The sequence below is a fragment of the Streptomyces sp. NPDC104367 genome (assembly GCF_055583825.1).
Genome location: NZ_JBVJND010000012.1, coordinates 132348 through 146608 on the forward strand (window position 1 = coordinate 132348; position 14261 = coordinate 146608).

6 protein-coding genes and 1 pseudogene are annotated in these 14261 nt (G+C 73.8%); 1 reads left to right on the top strand and 6 read right to left on the bottom strand.

The window, feature by feature from the left end:
- Nucleotides 1-75 precede the first annotated feature (75 nt).
- The 4 genes and pseudogenes from ACZ619_RS19830 to ACZ619_RS19845 all read right to left on the bottom strand — a co-directional run.
- Nucleotides 76-319, bottom strand: a pseudogene (locus ACZ619_RS19830) (helix-turn-helix domain-containing protein); the annotation flags it as partial.
- Nucleotides 320-344: 25 nt separating this feature from the next.
- Nucleotides 345-3878, bottom strand: coding sequence for a transcription-repair coupling factor (gene mfd / locus ACZ619_RS19835; RefSeq protein ID WP_469600318.1), 3534 nt, complete (start codon nt 3876-3878; stop codon nt 345-347).
- A 286-nt stretch (nt 3879-4164) separates the two neighbouring features.
- Nucleotides 4165-6744 (bottom strand): ABC transporter permease, encoded by a 2580-nt coding sequence (locus tag ACZ619_RS19840; RefSeq protein WP_469600320.1) that lies wholly within the window; start codon nt 6742-6744, stop codon nt 4165-4167.
- Entirely contained in the window at nt 6741-7529 is a 789-nt protein-coding gene (locus tag ACZ619_RS19845) for an ABC transporter ATP-binding protein (RefSeq protein ID WP_469600323.1), read from the bottom strand. The genes ACZ619_RS19840 and ACZ619_RS19845 overlap by 4 nt, the downstream gene beginning before the upstream one ends.
- Nucleotides 7530-8011: 482 nt before the next feature.
- On the opposite strand from ACZ619_RS19845, the gene ACZ619_RS19850 reads away from it, so the two are divergent.
- The gene (locus ACZ619_RS19850) at nt 8012-9505 is read left to right on the top strand and encodes an MFS transporter (protein WP_469600325.1); all 1494 of its coding nucleotides are present in this window, start codon (nt 8012-8014) and stop codon (nt 9503-9505) included.
- Nucleotides 9506-9866: 361 nt separating this feature from the next.
- Here ACZ619_RS19850 and ACZ619_RS19855 read toward each other — a convergent pair whose 3' ends face one another.
- Complete coding sequence (locus ACZ619_RS19855) at nt 9867-10754, bottom strand: cellulose-binding protein (protein ID WP_469600327.1); 888 nt, start codon at nt 10752-10754, stop codon at nt 9867-9869.
- A 507-nt stretch (nt 10755-11261) separates the two neighbouring features.
- The gene (locus tag ACZ619_RS19860) at nt 11262-14258 is read right to left on the bottom strand and encodes an SUKH-4 family immunity protein (protein WP_469600330.1); all 2997 of its coding nucleotides are present in this window, start codon (nt 14256-14258) and stop codon (nt 11262-11264) included.
- Between the last annotated feature and the right edge of the window lie 3 nt (nt 14259-14261).

Here is a 14261-nt window from a genome sequence, read left to right on the forward strand (position 1 = left end):
GGCGGGGTTCCCCCGCGCCCGCTCACGCCCCGCCGTGGACCGCCCCGACCAGGCGTCTTCCCCCGTGACTCCCCCTCACACCTCGCCGGTCCCCAGGGTCGACTCCGCCGGCAGCAGCCCGGAGGACAGGACCGCGGCCCAGGAGTCGCCGAGGAGTTCCGCGAGGCGGGCGGCCGAGGTGCGGCCGAGGGCCCGCCAGGGGGCCACGGCGAGTTCGTCGGTGCGTTGCCTCGACGTCGCGGCGCGGGAGGCAGCCCGCCTCCGTGGCCGTACCGTCCGTGTCGACCAGGCCGCGTGCGGCCAGGCGGGCGCGTGCGCTCCGCCTCGTGGCCGCCGCGGGCCGTCTACGACCCGAGGACCGACGCCAGGAACTCGCCCACCCAGGCCAGCAGGTCGCGCCCGACCAGCGGCTTCCCGCCCACCTTCGCGGTCTTCGGGCGGGGCACCAGCACCTGGTGGACCGCCGGCTTGATGACGGTCCCGGGGTAGAGGCGCTTGAGCCGCAGCTCCTGCGACTCGCGCAACTCCACCGGCGCGAACCGGATGTTGGCGCCCTGGAGCACGATCTCGCCCACCCCGCACGCGCGCGCGAGCATCCGCAGACCGGCGACCAGCAGCAGGTTCTCCACCGGCTCGGGCAGCTTGCCGTAGCGGTCGGTGAGCTCCTCGCGGACCGCCCTGATGTCGTCCTCCGAGTTGGCGGAGGCGATCGCGCGGTACGCCTGGAGGCGCAGCCGCTCGCCGGGCGCGTAGTCGTGCGGGACGTGCGCGTCGACGGGCAGCTCGATCTTGACCTCGAGGGGCGGCTCCTCCTCGATCTCGCCGGTCTCCAGCTGCCGCCGGTAGTCCGCGACGGCCTCGCCGACCATGCGGACGTACAGGTCGAAGCCGACGCCCGCGATGTGACCGGACTGCTCGCCGCCGAGCAGGTTTCCGGCGCCGCGGATCTCCAGGTCCTTCATCGCCACGTACATGCCGGCGCCCATCTCGGTGTGCTGGGCGATGGTGGCGAGCCGTTCGTGCGCGGTCTCGGTCAGCGGCTTCTCCGGCGGGTACAGGAAGTACGCGTACCCGCGCTCGCGCCCCCGGCCGACCCGGCCGCGCAGCTGGTGCAGCTGGGACAGGCCGAAGGTGTCGCCGCGCTCCACGATCAGGGTGTTGGCGTTGGAGATGTCGATGCCGGACTCGACGATCGTGGTCGAGACGAGGACGTCGAACTTCTTCTCCCAGAAGTCGACGACGACCTGCTCCAGGGCCGACTCCGACATCTGGCCGTGCGCGGTCGCGATGCGCGCCTCGGGGACGATCTCGCGGAGTCTGGCCGCCGCGCGGTCGATGGACTCCACCCGGTTGTGGATGTAGAAGACCTGGCCCTCGCGCAGCAGTTCGCGGCGGATGGCGGCGCCGATCTGCTTCTCCTCGTACGGCCCGACGAAGGTGAGCACCGGGTGGCGCTCCTCCGGGGGCGTGGTGATCGTGGACATCTCGCGGATGCCGGTGACCGCCATCTCCAGGGTGCGCGGGATCGGGGTCGCGGACATGGTCAGCACGTCGACGTTGGCGCGCAGCTTCTTCAGCTGCTCCTTGTGCTCGACGCCGAAGCGCTGCTCCTCGTCGACGATGACCAGGCCGAGGTCCTTGAACCTGGTCTCCGAGGCGAACAGCCGGTGGGTGCCGATGACGACGTCGACCGCGCCGTCCCTGAGGCCCTCCAGGGTCCCCTTCGCCTCGGTGTCGGTCTGGAACCGGGAGAGCGCCTTCACGCTCACCGGGAACTGCGAGTACCGCTCGGAGAACGTGCCGAAGTGCTGCTGGACCAGCAGGGTCGTGGGCACGAGGACGGCCACCTGCTTGCCGTCCTGGACCGCCTTGAAGGCCGCGCGGACGGCGATCTCCGTCTTGCCGTAGCCGACGTCGCCGCAGATCAGGCGGTCCATGGGGACCGACTTCTCCATGTCCTCCTTGACCTCGGCGATGGTGGTCAGCTGGTCGGGGGTCTCGGCGTACGGGAACGCGTCCTCCAGCTCGCGCTGCCACGGGGTGTCCCCGCCGAACGCGTGTCCGGGGGCGGCCATGCGCGCGCTGTAGAGCTTGATCAGGTCGGCGGCGATCTCCTTGACGGCCTTCTTGGCGCGCGCCTTGGTCTTCGTCCAGTCCGCGCCGCCGAGGCGGTGCAGGGTGGGCGCCTCGCCGCCGACGTACTTGGTGATCTGCTCCAGCTGGTCGGTGGGGATGTACAGCCGGTCGCCGGGCTGGCCGCGCTTGGCGGGGGCGTACTCGACGACCAGGTACTCGCGGGTGGCGCCCTGGACGGTGCGCTGCACCATCTCGATGTAGCGGCCGACGCCGTGCTGTTCGTGGACGATGTAGTCGCCCGGCTCCAGGGTGAGCGGGTCGATGGTCTTGCGGCGGCGGGCCGGCATCCGGGCGCCGTCCTTGCCGGCCGCCTTCTGGCCGGACAGGTCGGTCTCGGTGAGCACGGCGAGCCTGAGCGCCGGGTCGACGAAGCCGTAGTCGATCGAGCCGCAGGACACGTGCACGACCGAGGGGCTCAGCTCGTCCAGGTCGACGTCCAGGCGGGCCGCGATGCCCTCGCCGCCGAGCACCTCGACGGTGCGGGAGGCGGGGCCGTGGCCCTCGGTGACGTAGACCGTGCGCCAGCCGTCGGCCAGCCAGCCCTTGGTGTCGGCGAGGGCCTTGGCGGTGTCGCCCCGGTAGGTCTCCGTGGCGTGCATGCCCAGCTTGAGGGTGTCGGCGGACAGCTCCTCGTCGGCGGCGAACGGCGAGACCGACCACCACATCATGTCCAGCTCGCGCGCGCGGTCACGGACGTCCGCGATCGACCACAGGGAGGCCGCGCCGACGTCGATGGGCGCCTCGCCGCCGCCCGCGGTGGCCGCCCAGGAGGCCTGCAGGAACTCCTGGCTGGTCGCCACCAGGTCGGCGGCGCGCGTGCGGACCCGCTCCGGATCGCACACGACGGCCATCGCGCCCTTGGGCAGCACGTCGAGCAGCAGTTCCATGTCGTCGACGAGGACCGGGGCGAGGGACTCCATGCCCTCGACCGCGATCCCCTCGGCGATCTTGTTCAGCAGCTCGCCCAGCTCGGGGTGCTGCTCGGCGAGGGCACGCGCGCGGGCGCGGACGTCCTCGGTCAGCAGCAGCTCGCGGCAGGGCGGCGCCCACAGGCCGTGCTCGGCGACCTCCAGGGAGCGCTGGTCGGCGACCTTGAAGTAGCGGATCTCCTCGACGTCGTCGCCCCAGAACTCGACGCGCAGCGGGTGTTCCTCGGTGGGCGGGAAGACGTCCAGGATGCCGCCGCGGACGGCGAACTCGCCGCGCTTCTCGACGAGCTCCACGCGCGCGTAGGCGGCGGCCGCGAGGGCCTCGACCACCTCGTTCAGGTCGGCGTTCTGACCGGTGCGCAGCGCCACCGGCTCCAGGTCGCCGAGGCCCTTGACCTGAGGCTGGAGCACGGACCGTACGGGCGCGACGACGACGGAGACCGGGCCGGTCTCGGGGTCGTCGGGGCGCGGGTGGGCCAGGCGGCGCAGGACCGCGAGGCGACGGCCGACGGTGTCGCTGCGCGGGCTGAGCCGCTCGTGCGGGAGCGTCTCCCAGGAGGGGTAGTCCACGACGCCCGCGGAGGGCAGGAGCGTGCGCAGGGCGGCTGCCAGGTCCTCGGCCTCGCGGCCGGTGGCGGTGACCGCCAGCACGGGGCGGCCGGTCTCGCGGGCCAGGGCGGCGACCGCGAAGGGGCGGGCCGCCGGGGGGCCGACCAGGTCGACGTGCATGCGGTTGCCGTCCGCGGCCGCCTTGATCGCTTCCGCGAGTGCGGCGTCCTTGACGACGGCGTCGAGCAGACCGTGCAGGCTCATTCAGGGCGGCTTTCGTCCGGGGGCGGGCAACGCGAAGGGCCCGGCGCGGGCTGCGGCCGGGGGGTCTCCAGCGTACGACGGAGCGTGCGCCGACGCCGGGGGCTGTGGATAACCTACGGTGCACCGTACGTGACCCGCCGTCGCGGGCCACCGGCAGGTCGGCTCCTGGGCGCGGGAAGGCTCCGCGGGACGCGGCAATGCCCGGCGCCGAGGAGTCCCGCTGGACTCCTCGGCGCCGGGCGTTCCCCCGCAACCCCCGTGTGCGGTGGCCCTGCGGGCGGGCCGGTCAGTCCGTCGCGATGGCGTTCAGGACGTTCATGCGGCCCGCGCGGAACGCCGGGACCAGGGCGGCGAACAGGCCCACGAAGGCCGAGCCGGCGAAGACGCCGATGATCGTCGGCCAGGGGATCTCCAGGACCTTCAGTCCCTGGAGGGCGAGCAGCTTCTGGGCGGTGGCGCCCCAGCCCATGCCGAGGCCGAGGCCCAGCAGGGCGCCGAAGAGGGCGATGACCACGGACTCCATGCGGATCATGCGGCGCAGCTGGCGGCGGGAGAGACCGATGGCCCGCATGAGGCCGATCTCGCGCGTGCGCTCGACGACCGACAGGGCCAGCGTGTTCACGACGCCGAGGACCGCCACGATGATCGCCAGCGCGAGCAGACCGTAGATCAGGTTCAGCAGCTGTCCGATCTGGTCCTTCAGCGCCTGCTTGTAGTCGGTCTGGTCGCGCACGGTGTACTGCGGGTAGTCGTGCAGCGCGGACTTCAGCGACTTGTACGCGGCGTCCTGCCGCCCGTCCCGGGCGGTGGCGAAGACCAGCTGGTCGAGGGGCATCCGGTCGGCCGGCACGTACTTGGCGAGCGTGGCGATGGACGTGTACTGGGCGCCCTGGTCGATGACGACGTCGCTGCTGGTGATCGCGCGGACGGTGAGCCGGGCCGTGCCGCCGTCCCTGAACCTGACGGTGATCTTCGAGCCGAGGTGGATGCCGTGCGCCTTGGCGAACTTCTCGTGCACGGACATCGAGTCGGGCAGGTAGGCGTCCGCGAGGTTCCCGGCGACGGTCTTGGTGCGCAGGTCGGTCGCGTAGGTCGGGTCGGCCGCGGTGATGCCGGTGTCCTTGAGCGTCCTGCCGTCGGGGGTGGTGTAGTCGGCGGTGGTGCTCCGGTACTCGGTGACCCGCGCGAGGCCCGGCGTGTCCTTGACGGCCCTGACCGCCTGCGGGGTGACCAGCTGGCCGCTGTCGGACTGGATGATGAAGTCCGTGCCGACGGTCTTGTCGAGCTGGTCGGAGGCCGAGGCGACCATGGAGGAGCCGACCACGGAGAGGCAGGCGACCAGCGCGAGCCCGATCATCAGGGCGGCGCCCGTGGCCCCGGTACGGCGCGGGTTGCGCAGGGCGTTGCGTTCGGCCATGCGCCCGACCGGGCCGAACATCCGCAGCAGGACGGCGCCCAGGACCCGGACGACCCCGCCCGCGAGCAGCGGGCCGACGACGACGAACCCGATCAGTGAGAGCACGATGCCCAGGCCGAGCCAGAGCGAGCCCTCCTTGGCCTTGTCCGCGGCCGAGGCCAGGTAGAGGCTGTAGCCGCCGCCGAGGGTCAGCACGAGGCCCACCAGGGCCCGTACGAGTCCCGCCCGGGCGTCGGCGGGGGCGCCCGCGTCGCGCAGCGCGGCCATCGGGGAGACCTTGCCGGCGCGCCGCGCGGGCAGGTAGGCGGCCAGGACGGTGACGACGACACCGAGGACGAGGCCGACCACGGGGGTCGTCCAGGCGACCGTCAGGTCACTGGTCGACAGGTGCATGCCCATCGAGCCCATGAGCTTCATCAGCCCGACCGCGATGCCGACGCCCGCGCCGACGCCGAGGACCGAGCCGACCACGCCGAGCAGCAGCGCCTCGACCAGCACGGACCGGTTGACCTGGCGGCGGCCGGCGCCGATGGCCCGCATCAGGCCGATCTCACGGGTGCGCTGGGCGACCAGCATCGAGAAGGTGTTGATGATCAGGAAGATGCCGACCAGGAAGGCGATCCCGGCGAAGCCGAGCATCGCGTACCGCATGACGTCCATGAAGCTCTCGACGTCCTTCTGGTTGGCGTCGGCGGTCTCCTTGGCGGTCTGCACCTGGTAGCCGGTGCCGAGTTCGCCGACCACGTTCTTCTTCAGCCGCGCGTCGCTCACGCCGGCCGCGGCGGTCACGTTGACGTTGGTGAAGACACCGGTCTCGCCGACGAGCGTCCGCTGGGCCGTCCTCGTGTCCAGGTAGAAGATCGCGGCGCCGGGGTTGGTGACGGTGAAGTCGGCGATGCCGGAGATCTTCGCGGTGTGCGTGCCGACCGCGCTGATCACGCCGATCTCGTCGCCGAGCTTCAGGTGGTGCTTGTCGGCGGTGTCGGCGTCCACCATGATCTGGCCGGAGTTCTCCGGCGCCGTCCCGGAGGAGATCCTCATGGTGCGGGCGTCGTTGGAGTTCCAGCTGCCGACGATGGTCGGCGCGCCGCTGGACGGCGACAGGCTCTCCTTCTCGGCGTCGACGACGGTCACGGACGTCGAGAAGACCGTCCCCTCCGCCGACCGGACGCCGTCCGCGGCGCGGACCCTGCCGACCACGGAGGCCGGCATGACCGGCGGCCTGCCGTTGTCCGAGGTGGTCTCACCGGTGTCGGAGGCGCTCTTGGCGCTGACCGTCACGTCGGACGAGGTCGCGGCGAACAGTTTGTCGAACGTGGTGTTCATCGTGTCGGTGAACACGAGAGTGCCGCACACGAACGCCACCGACAGCAGCACGGCGACGGCCGACAGGGCCATGCGCCCCTTGTGCGCGAAGAAGTTGCGCAGGGAGGTCTTCACGACGGTCATGACGTACGCCCCCGCGCGTCGAAGTCCTTCATGCGGTCCAGGACGGCGTCCGCGGTCGGCTTGAACATCTCGTCGACGATCCGGCCGTCCGCGAGGTACAGCACCCGGTCCGCGTACGAGGCGGCCACCGGGTCGTGCGTGACCATCACGATCGTCTGCCCCAGCTCGTCCACGGACTGGCGCAGGAAGCCCAGGACCTCCGCGCCCGCGCGGGAGTCGAGGTTCCCGGTCGGCTCGTCACCGAAGATGATCTCGGGGCGCGCGGCGAGGGCGCGCGCCACGGCCACGCGCTGCTGCTGACCGCCCGAGAGCTGGGTGGGACGGTGCTTGAGCCGGTCCGCGAGCCCCACGGTCTCGACCACGCGCCGCAGCCACTCCTTGTCGGGCCTGCGCCCGGCGATGTCCATGGGCAGCGTGATGTTCTCCAGCGCGTTCAGCGTCGGCAGCAGGTTGAACGCCTGGAAGATGAACCCGATCCGGTCCCGGCGCAGCTTGGTGAGCTTCTTGTCCTTCAGACCGGTTATCTCGGTCTCGTCCAGGTGGATCTGACCGCTCGTCACGGTGTCGAGTCCGGCCAGGCAGTGCATCAGGGTGGACTTCCCGGAGCCCGAGGGCCCCATGATCGCGGTGAACTGTCCCCGCGCGATGTCCACGTCGACGTGGTCGAGAGCGACGACACGCGTCTCCCCGGCCCCGTACGCCTTGACGACCTGCCGCGCCCGCGCGGCAACGGCCGTACGCCCTCCAGTACCCCCGTGCCTGGGAATGGTCACAGCCGATGTCACGGTATGTCTCCTAAGTCGGTCAGCGAACGGGCGGCGCTGTGCCACGCGTGCTGAGGCGATGCGGTGTGCGCGTCTGTCGACGCGGTGCGGTGGGTCCTCGGTACGACGACGAGTCTCGCGGCCGGCGGGAGGTTCCCGCGCTGGTGCGAAGCCCCGTCTTTCCCGGGGGAAAACCCCACCCCTGTCGGTTCGGTCAGCCGCCCCCCGGCGGCGTAAGACCAGGTTAAGGACGACCGGGGCGCCGTCTCCTCCTCCGGCGGTACGAACCCTCCCCGAGCCGTAGTACGGAGGACCCCCTAGGGGATGTCCACCGGCGGGTGGAGCCGTTCCCGGGGTCGGGCTCCACCCGCCGGTCCAGCCGGCGTCCACCCTCCCGTCGTGTGAGACGCGGGCGGAGGCGTACTCCCGCCGGGCCGGGGGCGGATGGGAAGCTGTCGTGCACGACATAGATGCATGGGGAAACCATGGGGAGGGGATCCGGGGTGGGGAGCACGACACCCGCGATACATGCGGCGGGGCGCGCGGCCGGGACGGGCCGGCGGCGGGCCGTGGTGGCCGCCCTGATGCTCGCCATGGCGCTGACGGCGCTCGACTCCACCATCGTCTCCACCGCCGTCCCGCAGATCGTCGGCGACCTCGGCGGGTTCTCCGTCTTCTCCTGGCTGTTCTCCGGCTATCTGCTGGCCGTGACGGTGACGCTGCCGGTGTACGGCAAGCTCTCCGACACCTTCGGGCGCAAGCCGGTGCTGGTGGCGGGCGCCGCGGTGTTCCTGCTCGGGTCGCTGCTGTGCGGGCTGGCGTGGAACATGGGCGCGCTGATCGCGTTCCGGATCGTGCAGGGCCTCGGCGGCGGCGCGCTCCAGGGCACCGTGCAGACCCTCGCGGCCGACCTGTACCCGCTGGAGGAGCGGCCGAAGATCCAGTCCAAGCTGTCCACGGTGTGGGCGGTGTCGGCGGTCGCCGGGCCGGGGCTGGGCGGGGTGCTGGCCGCGTACGCGGACTGGCGGTGGATCTTCCTCGTCAACCTGCCGATCGGCGCGGCGGCGCTCTGGCTGATAGTGCGTCATCTGCACGAGCCGGAGCGCGCGCCGCGCACGCCCCCGCGAGTGGACTGGGCGGGCGCGCTGGCGGTCTTCGCGTGCGGAGGTGTGCTGCTGACGGCGCTCGTACAGGGCGGGGTGGCGTGGGCGTGGTGGTCCGCGCCGTCGTGCGCGCTGTTCACCACCGGGCTCGTACTGGTGGGGCTCGTGGTGTGGATCGAGCGCCGGGCTCGCGAGCCGATCATCCCGGGGTGGGTGTGGCGCCGCCGTACGATCGCGGCCGTCAACCTGGCGCTCGGCGCGCTGGGGCTGCTGATGGTGGCGCCGACGGTGTTCCTGCCGACGTACGCGCAGTCGGTGCTCGGGCTCGGGCCGGTGACCGCCGGGTTCGTGCTGTCGGTGTGGACGCTGAGCTGGCCGATCTCGGCGGCCTTCAGCCAGCACGTCTACCGGCGCATCGGTTTCCGCGACACCGCGATGATCGGCGTCGGCACGGGCGCGCTGATCCTCTTCGCCTTCCCCTTCCTGCCCTACCCGGGTTCGGCCTGGCAGCCGGCGCTGCTGATGCTGCTGCTGGGCGGCGCGCTGGGCCTGTTCCAGCTGCCGCTGATCGTGGGCGTGCAGTCGACGGTGGGCTGGGAGGAGCGGGGCACGACGACCGCGTCGGTGCTCTTCTGCCGGCAGACCGGGCAGACGATCGGCGCCTCGGTGTTCGGGGCGGTCGCCAACGGGGTGCTCGCCGCCCGCCTGGGCGGCTCGGGCGACCTCGACTCGGTCACGCGCGCGCTGGACGACGGAACGGCCCCCGAGGCCACCCGCCACGCCATCGCCGACGCGGTGCACGCGGTGTACCTGGGAGCGGCGGGCGCGGCCGCACTGGCGTTCCTGGTGCTGCTGTTCATCGCCCCACGACGCTTCCCGGTCCTCAGGGACTGACTCACGCCGCAGCGTCAACACGGGCAACACCCGAGGTCAGCCGCGCCCTCGTACAGCAAGCGCATACCGACCGCCCAGTTCGGGGAGAACACCGCGCGCTCCGGATACCAGCGAGTAACGTGCGGGCACCGCTCCCCCTCTCCCCGCGGTCCGCCGCCACGGGCCCGATCCGGCAAGGAGCACCGGGATGTCCCACGCCCCTTCCCCGCACGAGCCCCCGCATCTCACCTACCCCTGGCGGCCGTTGCCGCCGGAGCCGCCGGAGCCCCGCCATGTGCGGTGGAGGGACGGATCCTGGCGGGGGCGGTGCGCAGGGGGAGTTGAGAACGCGGAGCGTGCGGGGGGCGTGCGCGCGGGGGCGCTACTCGGCCGTCGCGCGCCCGGTGAGGGACATCAGGCTGTTGCGCATGTGGTCCATGTGCGCCTGTACGTCGTCCCAGGTCTCCCCGTGCTCGCGCAGCACCCGCTCGGTCTCCCGGGCGACGCGGTCCGCACGGATCCGCGCCTCGGCGAGCATCTCGGCGGCACGCGCGCGTGCCTCCTCCTGGGACCGTCGCGCGGACTCCTCCGCCTCGCCGAGGGCACGCTTCGCCTCGGACAGGGCGGCCTCGGCGCGGGCGACGCGCTCGGCGTCGCGCACGTCGGCCGAGGCGGCGCGCGCGGCCTCCTCGCGCTCCGCCTCGGCCCAGCGGGCGGCGTGCCCCCTGGCCTGTTCGGCGAGCATCGCGGTGGTGCGCTGCCGCACCTCGCGCAGGGCCGCGAGGGCCTCACCGCGCCGTTCCTTCACCTCCAGCCGGGCGCCGATGCGCAGTTCGTCCGCCTCGGCACGCGCGACGAGGAGCCGTTGCCGGGCGCGCTCCTCGACGTCCGCGCGGAGCGCGTCGGCCTCTTCCCGCGCCACTCGGCACGCGCTCTCGGCGCGCGCCTCTGCATTCACCACCCCGTCGGTCAGCGCACGCCGGGCGGTCTCGCGCACGGCCGCAGCCTCCTCCAGCGCGAGCCGGAACAACCGCTGCGCGCCCTCCCCGAGCGCCTCGTACGTCTGCGGCGCGAGTTGCGCGACGACGGCGCGCAGCCGCTCGGCCTCCGCGCCCATGTCCTTGGCGAGGACGGTGAGCCGCGCGGCGCGCTCCCACGCCGCGTCCCGGTCGTCGGAGAGCGCCGCCGTGAACGTGTCGACCTGCTCGGGGCGGTAGCCACGCCCCCGGACGGTCGCGAAGCCGTACGTCGGGATCGATGCGCTGCTCACCCCGGGAACCCCTCTCCGCCGGACACACACGAAATAATGATTTAGCGCATATCTTGATGGATCGGGCCTAAGTGTCCATAACGCGACACTCCGCAGGAACGTCACGGTGGGGGCGCCGGATGCCCGCACTCCGGGGTGAGGGCGCACGGAAGGGCGTGAAGCACTCAGCCGCACGCCCGTCGGTGGGGAGGAGCGGCAGGCCGGTGCCGGGCACGGTGGGGAAGGTGAGCAGCCGGTACTCGTCGGACAGGGTGCGGGAGACCACCGGTTTCGGTGCCGCGTTCAGACCCGCGGCGAACGGAGCGTCACGGCCCGTTCGGAGGCGGGAGAACGCCTCCCCGGCGGACCGCCCGAGCAGTACGGGGCGGTGACGCGCACGCGCGCGTGGGGGCCGCCCACCCCGAACCGGGGCCGGTGGTCGAGCCGAGTGACGCGCACGCGCGCGTGGGGGGCCGGTCCGGTCACTCGACCGGACCGGCCCCCCACGGGCCGTTCCTCAGCGCCGCCCTACAGCAGCCCGTCCCACATCTGCTCCAGCAGCACCGACCACCAGCTCTCCGGCGAACCGAGCGCCGCCGGGTCAAGGGAGGCCAGCTGGGCCTGGAAGTCGACGGTCCAGCGGCCCGCCTGCTCCTGGTTCAGGCCGAACCTGAGCCGCCACATCCGGCCGAGCAGCGCCAGGCAGCGCGCGAACTCGGGCAGCCCGGTGTTGACGAACTGCGGCGGCACGGACGCACCGCCCGGCCCCGCCTCCACCGGCACGGCCACGATGTTCGCGGTGCCGTACTGGACACAGACCGCCTTGCCGAAGTCGGTGCCCATGACGAGGTACGAGCCCGCGTCCGGCGCCGGCTGCACACCGCGCTCCTGCGCCAGCTCCGCCAGCGTCGGCACCGGACGGCCCGGCTGGGCCTGCGCCCAGAAGAACGGCCCCATGTCCAGCGGCAGCCCCGCCGCCACCAGCATGTGCGCCACGATCGGCGGCACACCCTGCCGCGACACCGCCGCCTGCTCGAACCGGAACACGCCAGGCCCGAACGCCGCCGCCAGTTCCTGCGCGATCGCCTCCGGCGGGATCGGCGGCGCCACCTGCACCTGCGGCAACGGCGCCCGCACCGGCGCGGGCCGCGCGGGACCGGCCGCCACCTGGTGCAGCTCGCCCTGGTGCGCCAGCAGCTGCCGCATGCCCTGCTGACGGCTCGCGTGGTCCGTCCCGTACGGCGCGATGCTCGCGAGCCGCGCCTGCGGCCACTGCTCCCGGATCATCCGCGCGCAGTAGGCGCCCGGCAGCTCGCACGACTCCAGCTCCGTGTGCAGCTCCAGCACCTGGTCCGGCGGCACGTTCATCGCGCGCAGCTCGTGGAAGATCTGCCACTCCGGGTGCGGTGTACCCGGAGCCGAACGCCGGATCAGCTGCTGCTCCGAACCGTCCTGCGCGCGGTAGCGCAGCACGGCCTGGTAGCCGGGGCCCACCGTCGGCTGCCCCTGCTGCGGGTAGCCGTACGCCGGGGGCTGCCCCGGCACGGGCTGCCCGGGCGGCGGCATCGCGCCGACCGGCGCCGGAGGCGGCATCTGCGGAGCGCCCGGCGGCATGCCGGGTGCGCCCGGGCCGACCACCGGAGGCGCGGCCAGCACGGTCTCCGCGTGGTGGACAGCACCGTGCGCACCACCCGCAGAGCCCTGCGCGCCCGGCGCGGGCGGCATGCCCGGGGCGCCTGGCGGCTGCGGGGCGCCGGGGGCGCCAGGAGCAGGCGGTGCTCCGGGGGCGAAGGGTGCGCCCGGGGCGCCCGGAGGCTGCGGTGCGCCCGGCGCGGGGGGTACGCCCGGGGCGCCCGGGGCATGTGGTGCGCCCCCTCCCGTCCCGTTCGGGTCGGCCAGCATCGTGGCCGCGCGATGAACGTCACCCGGGGGCGTGCCGCCAGGGGTGCCCGGCGCACCGGGCGGGTTGGGGGCGCCCGGCGGAGTCTGCGCGCCCGGCGCCTGCGCCGCGCCGGCGCCGGGGCGGCCCGGGCCTTCCGGTCCGTCGGGGCCCAGCGCCGAGACCATCTGGGTCGGCACGTACCCGCCCGCCGGTACGCCGGGGGCGGGCGGGGCGGGCGGCTGTGGTGCGTTCCCGGGGCGCGCGCCCGGCGTTCCCGGGGCGCCCGGCGGCGGAGGCGGCGCACCGGCCCCACCGCGCGACCTGCGCGGCGGCGGAGCGGCCTTGCTCGTCGCGACGTCCGCTATGTCGCTCGCGTTCGGCGCGAGAGGGCGCCCCGGAGCGGCCGGACCCGCCGGGGGGCGCGGCGCGTCGGGTGCGCCGGCCGGTGGCTGCGGGTAGCCGTAGCTCTGCGGGGCGGGCGGGCCCTGCGGGTAGCCGTAGGAAGGCGGGGTCGCGGGTCCCTGCGGAGGGGTGGGTACGCCCGGCGGGGGCGTGCCGGGAACCGCCGTGCCCGGAGACGGCGGCGGGTAGCCGTACGACTGGGCGCCCGGAGGGGGCGGCGGGGGCGTGCTGCCCTGCGGCACGCCAGGCACGCTGGGCGCGCCGGCCGGACCGTGCGCCCCGGGTGCACCCGGCACCACCGGCGCACCGGCCGTCCCAGGCGCCCCGGGTCCACTCGGCGCACCACCCTGCGCGGCCCGCGCGCCGGGCACACCAGGCGCCCCCGGCGCACCCGTGTCGCCGAGCGCCGGGGAGACCGTCGTCGGCGGCAGTTGGCTGCCGCCCGCCATCAGCTCCGTCCTGGCGTCGCCCAGGGAACCGTCGCCGGATTCGTTCAGCGGCGGCGCGAACACCGTCGCGGGGAGGGGAACGGAACGGTCCTCGCCGGCATCGGCGTTCGTGTCGGTACCGGCCCAGGGGGTGGCACCGGCGGGCGCGTTGGTCACACCCGGCGCCCCTGCCCCGGCTCCCGCTCCCACGCCCGCGCCCGTTCCCGGACCACCACCGGCCGCCGGCCAGGAAGCCCCGCTGCCCCCCGCCGGAACCCCGGCCTGCGTCTCGGCAAGCTCAGCGGCACGTCCGCCGACGCCTCCGCCGACACCCGCACCCGGACCCGGACCCGCACCGACGCCCGCACCGGGCCTCCCGGCCGCGGTCTCCCCGTCCGCCGCCCCCGAACCGGAACCCGACTCCGAGCGCCGATCCGGGATGCCCATTCTGTCCGCCGCCTCCTGGAGCCACTCGGGCGGGCTCAACAGGAAGGACGTCTGGTTGAGGTCGACGCGGGCCGCGGGCGCCGGCACCTCGTCGGCGACCTCCGGCTCACGGCCGTACTCCTCCTCGTAGCGGCGGATCACCTCGCCGACCGGCAGGGCGGGCCAGAGTGTGGCCTCGCCGCTGTCGCGGGCGATGACGAGCCGCTGTCCGCCCGCGTCCGAACGCGGGCCCTCCGCGCGGTCCTCGCCCCACACCACGAACCCGAGGCCGAACTCCCGCACCCGCACCTCGCGGTGCTGGTAGGCGGGCACGTCCCCGTTGATCCACTCTTCCGCGCGCTCCTGCGCCTGCGCGAACGTCACCATGCC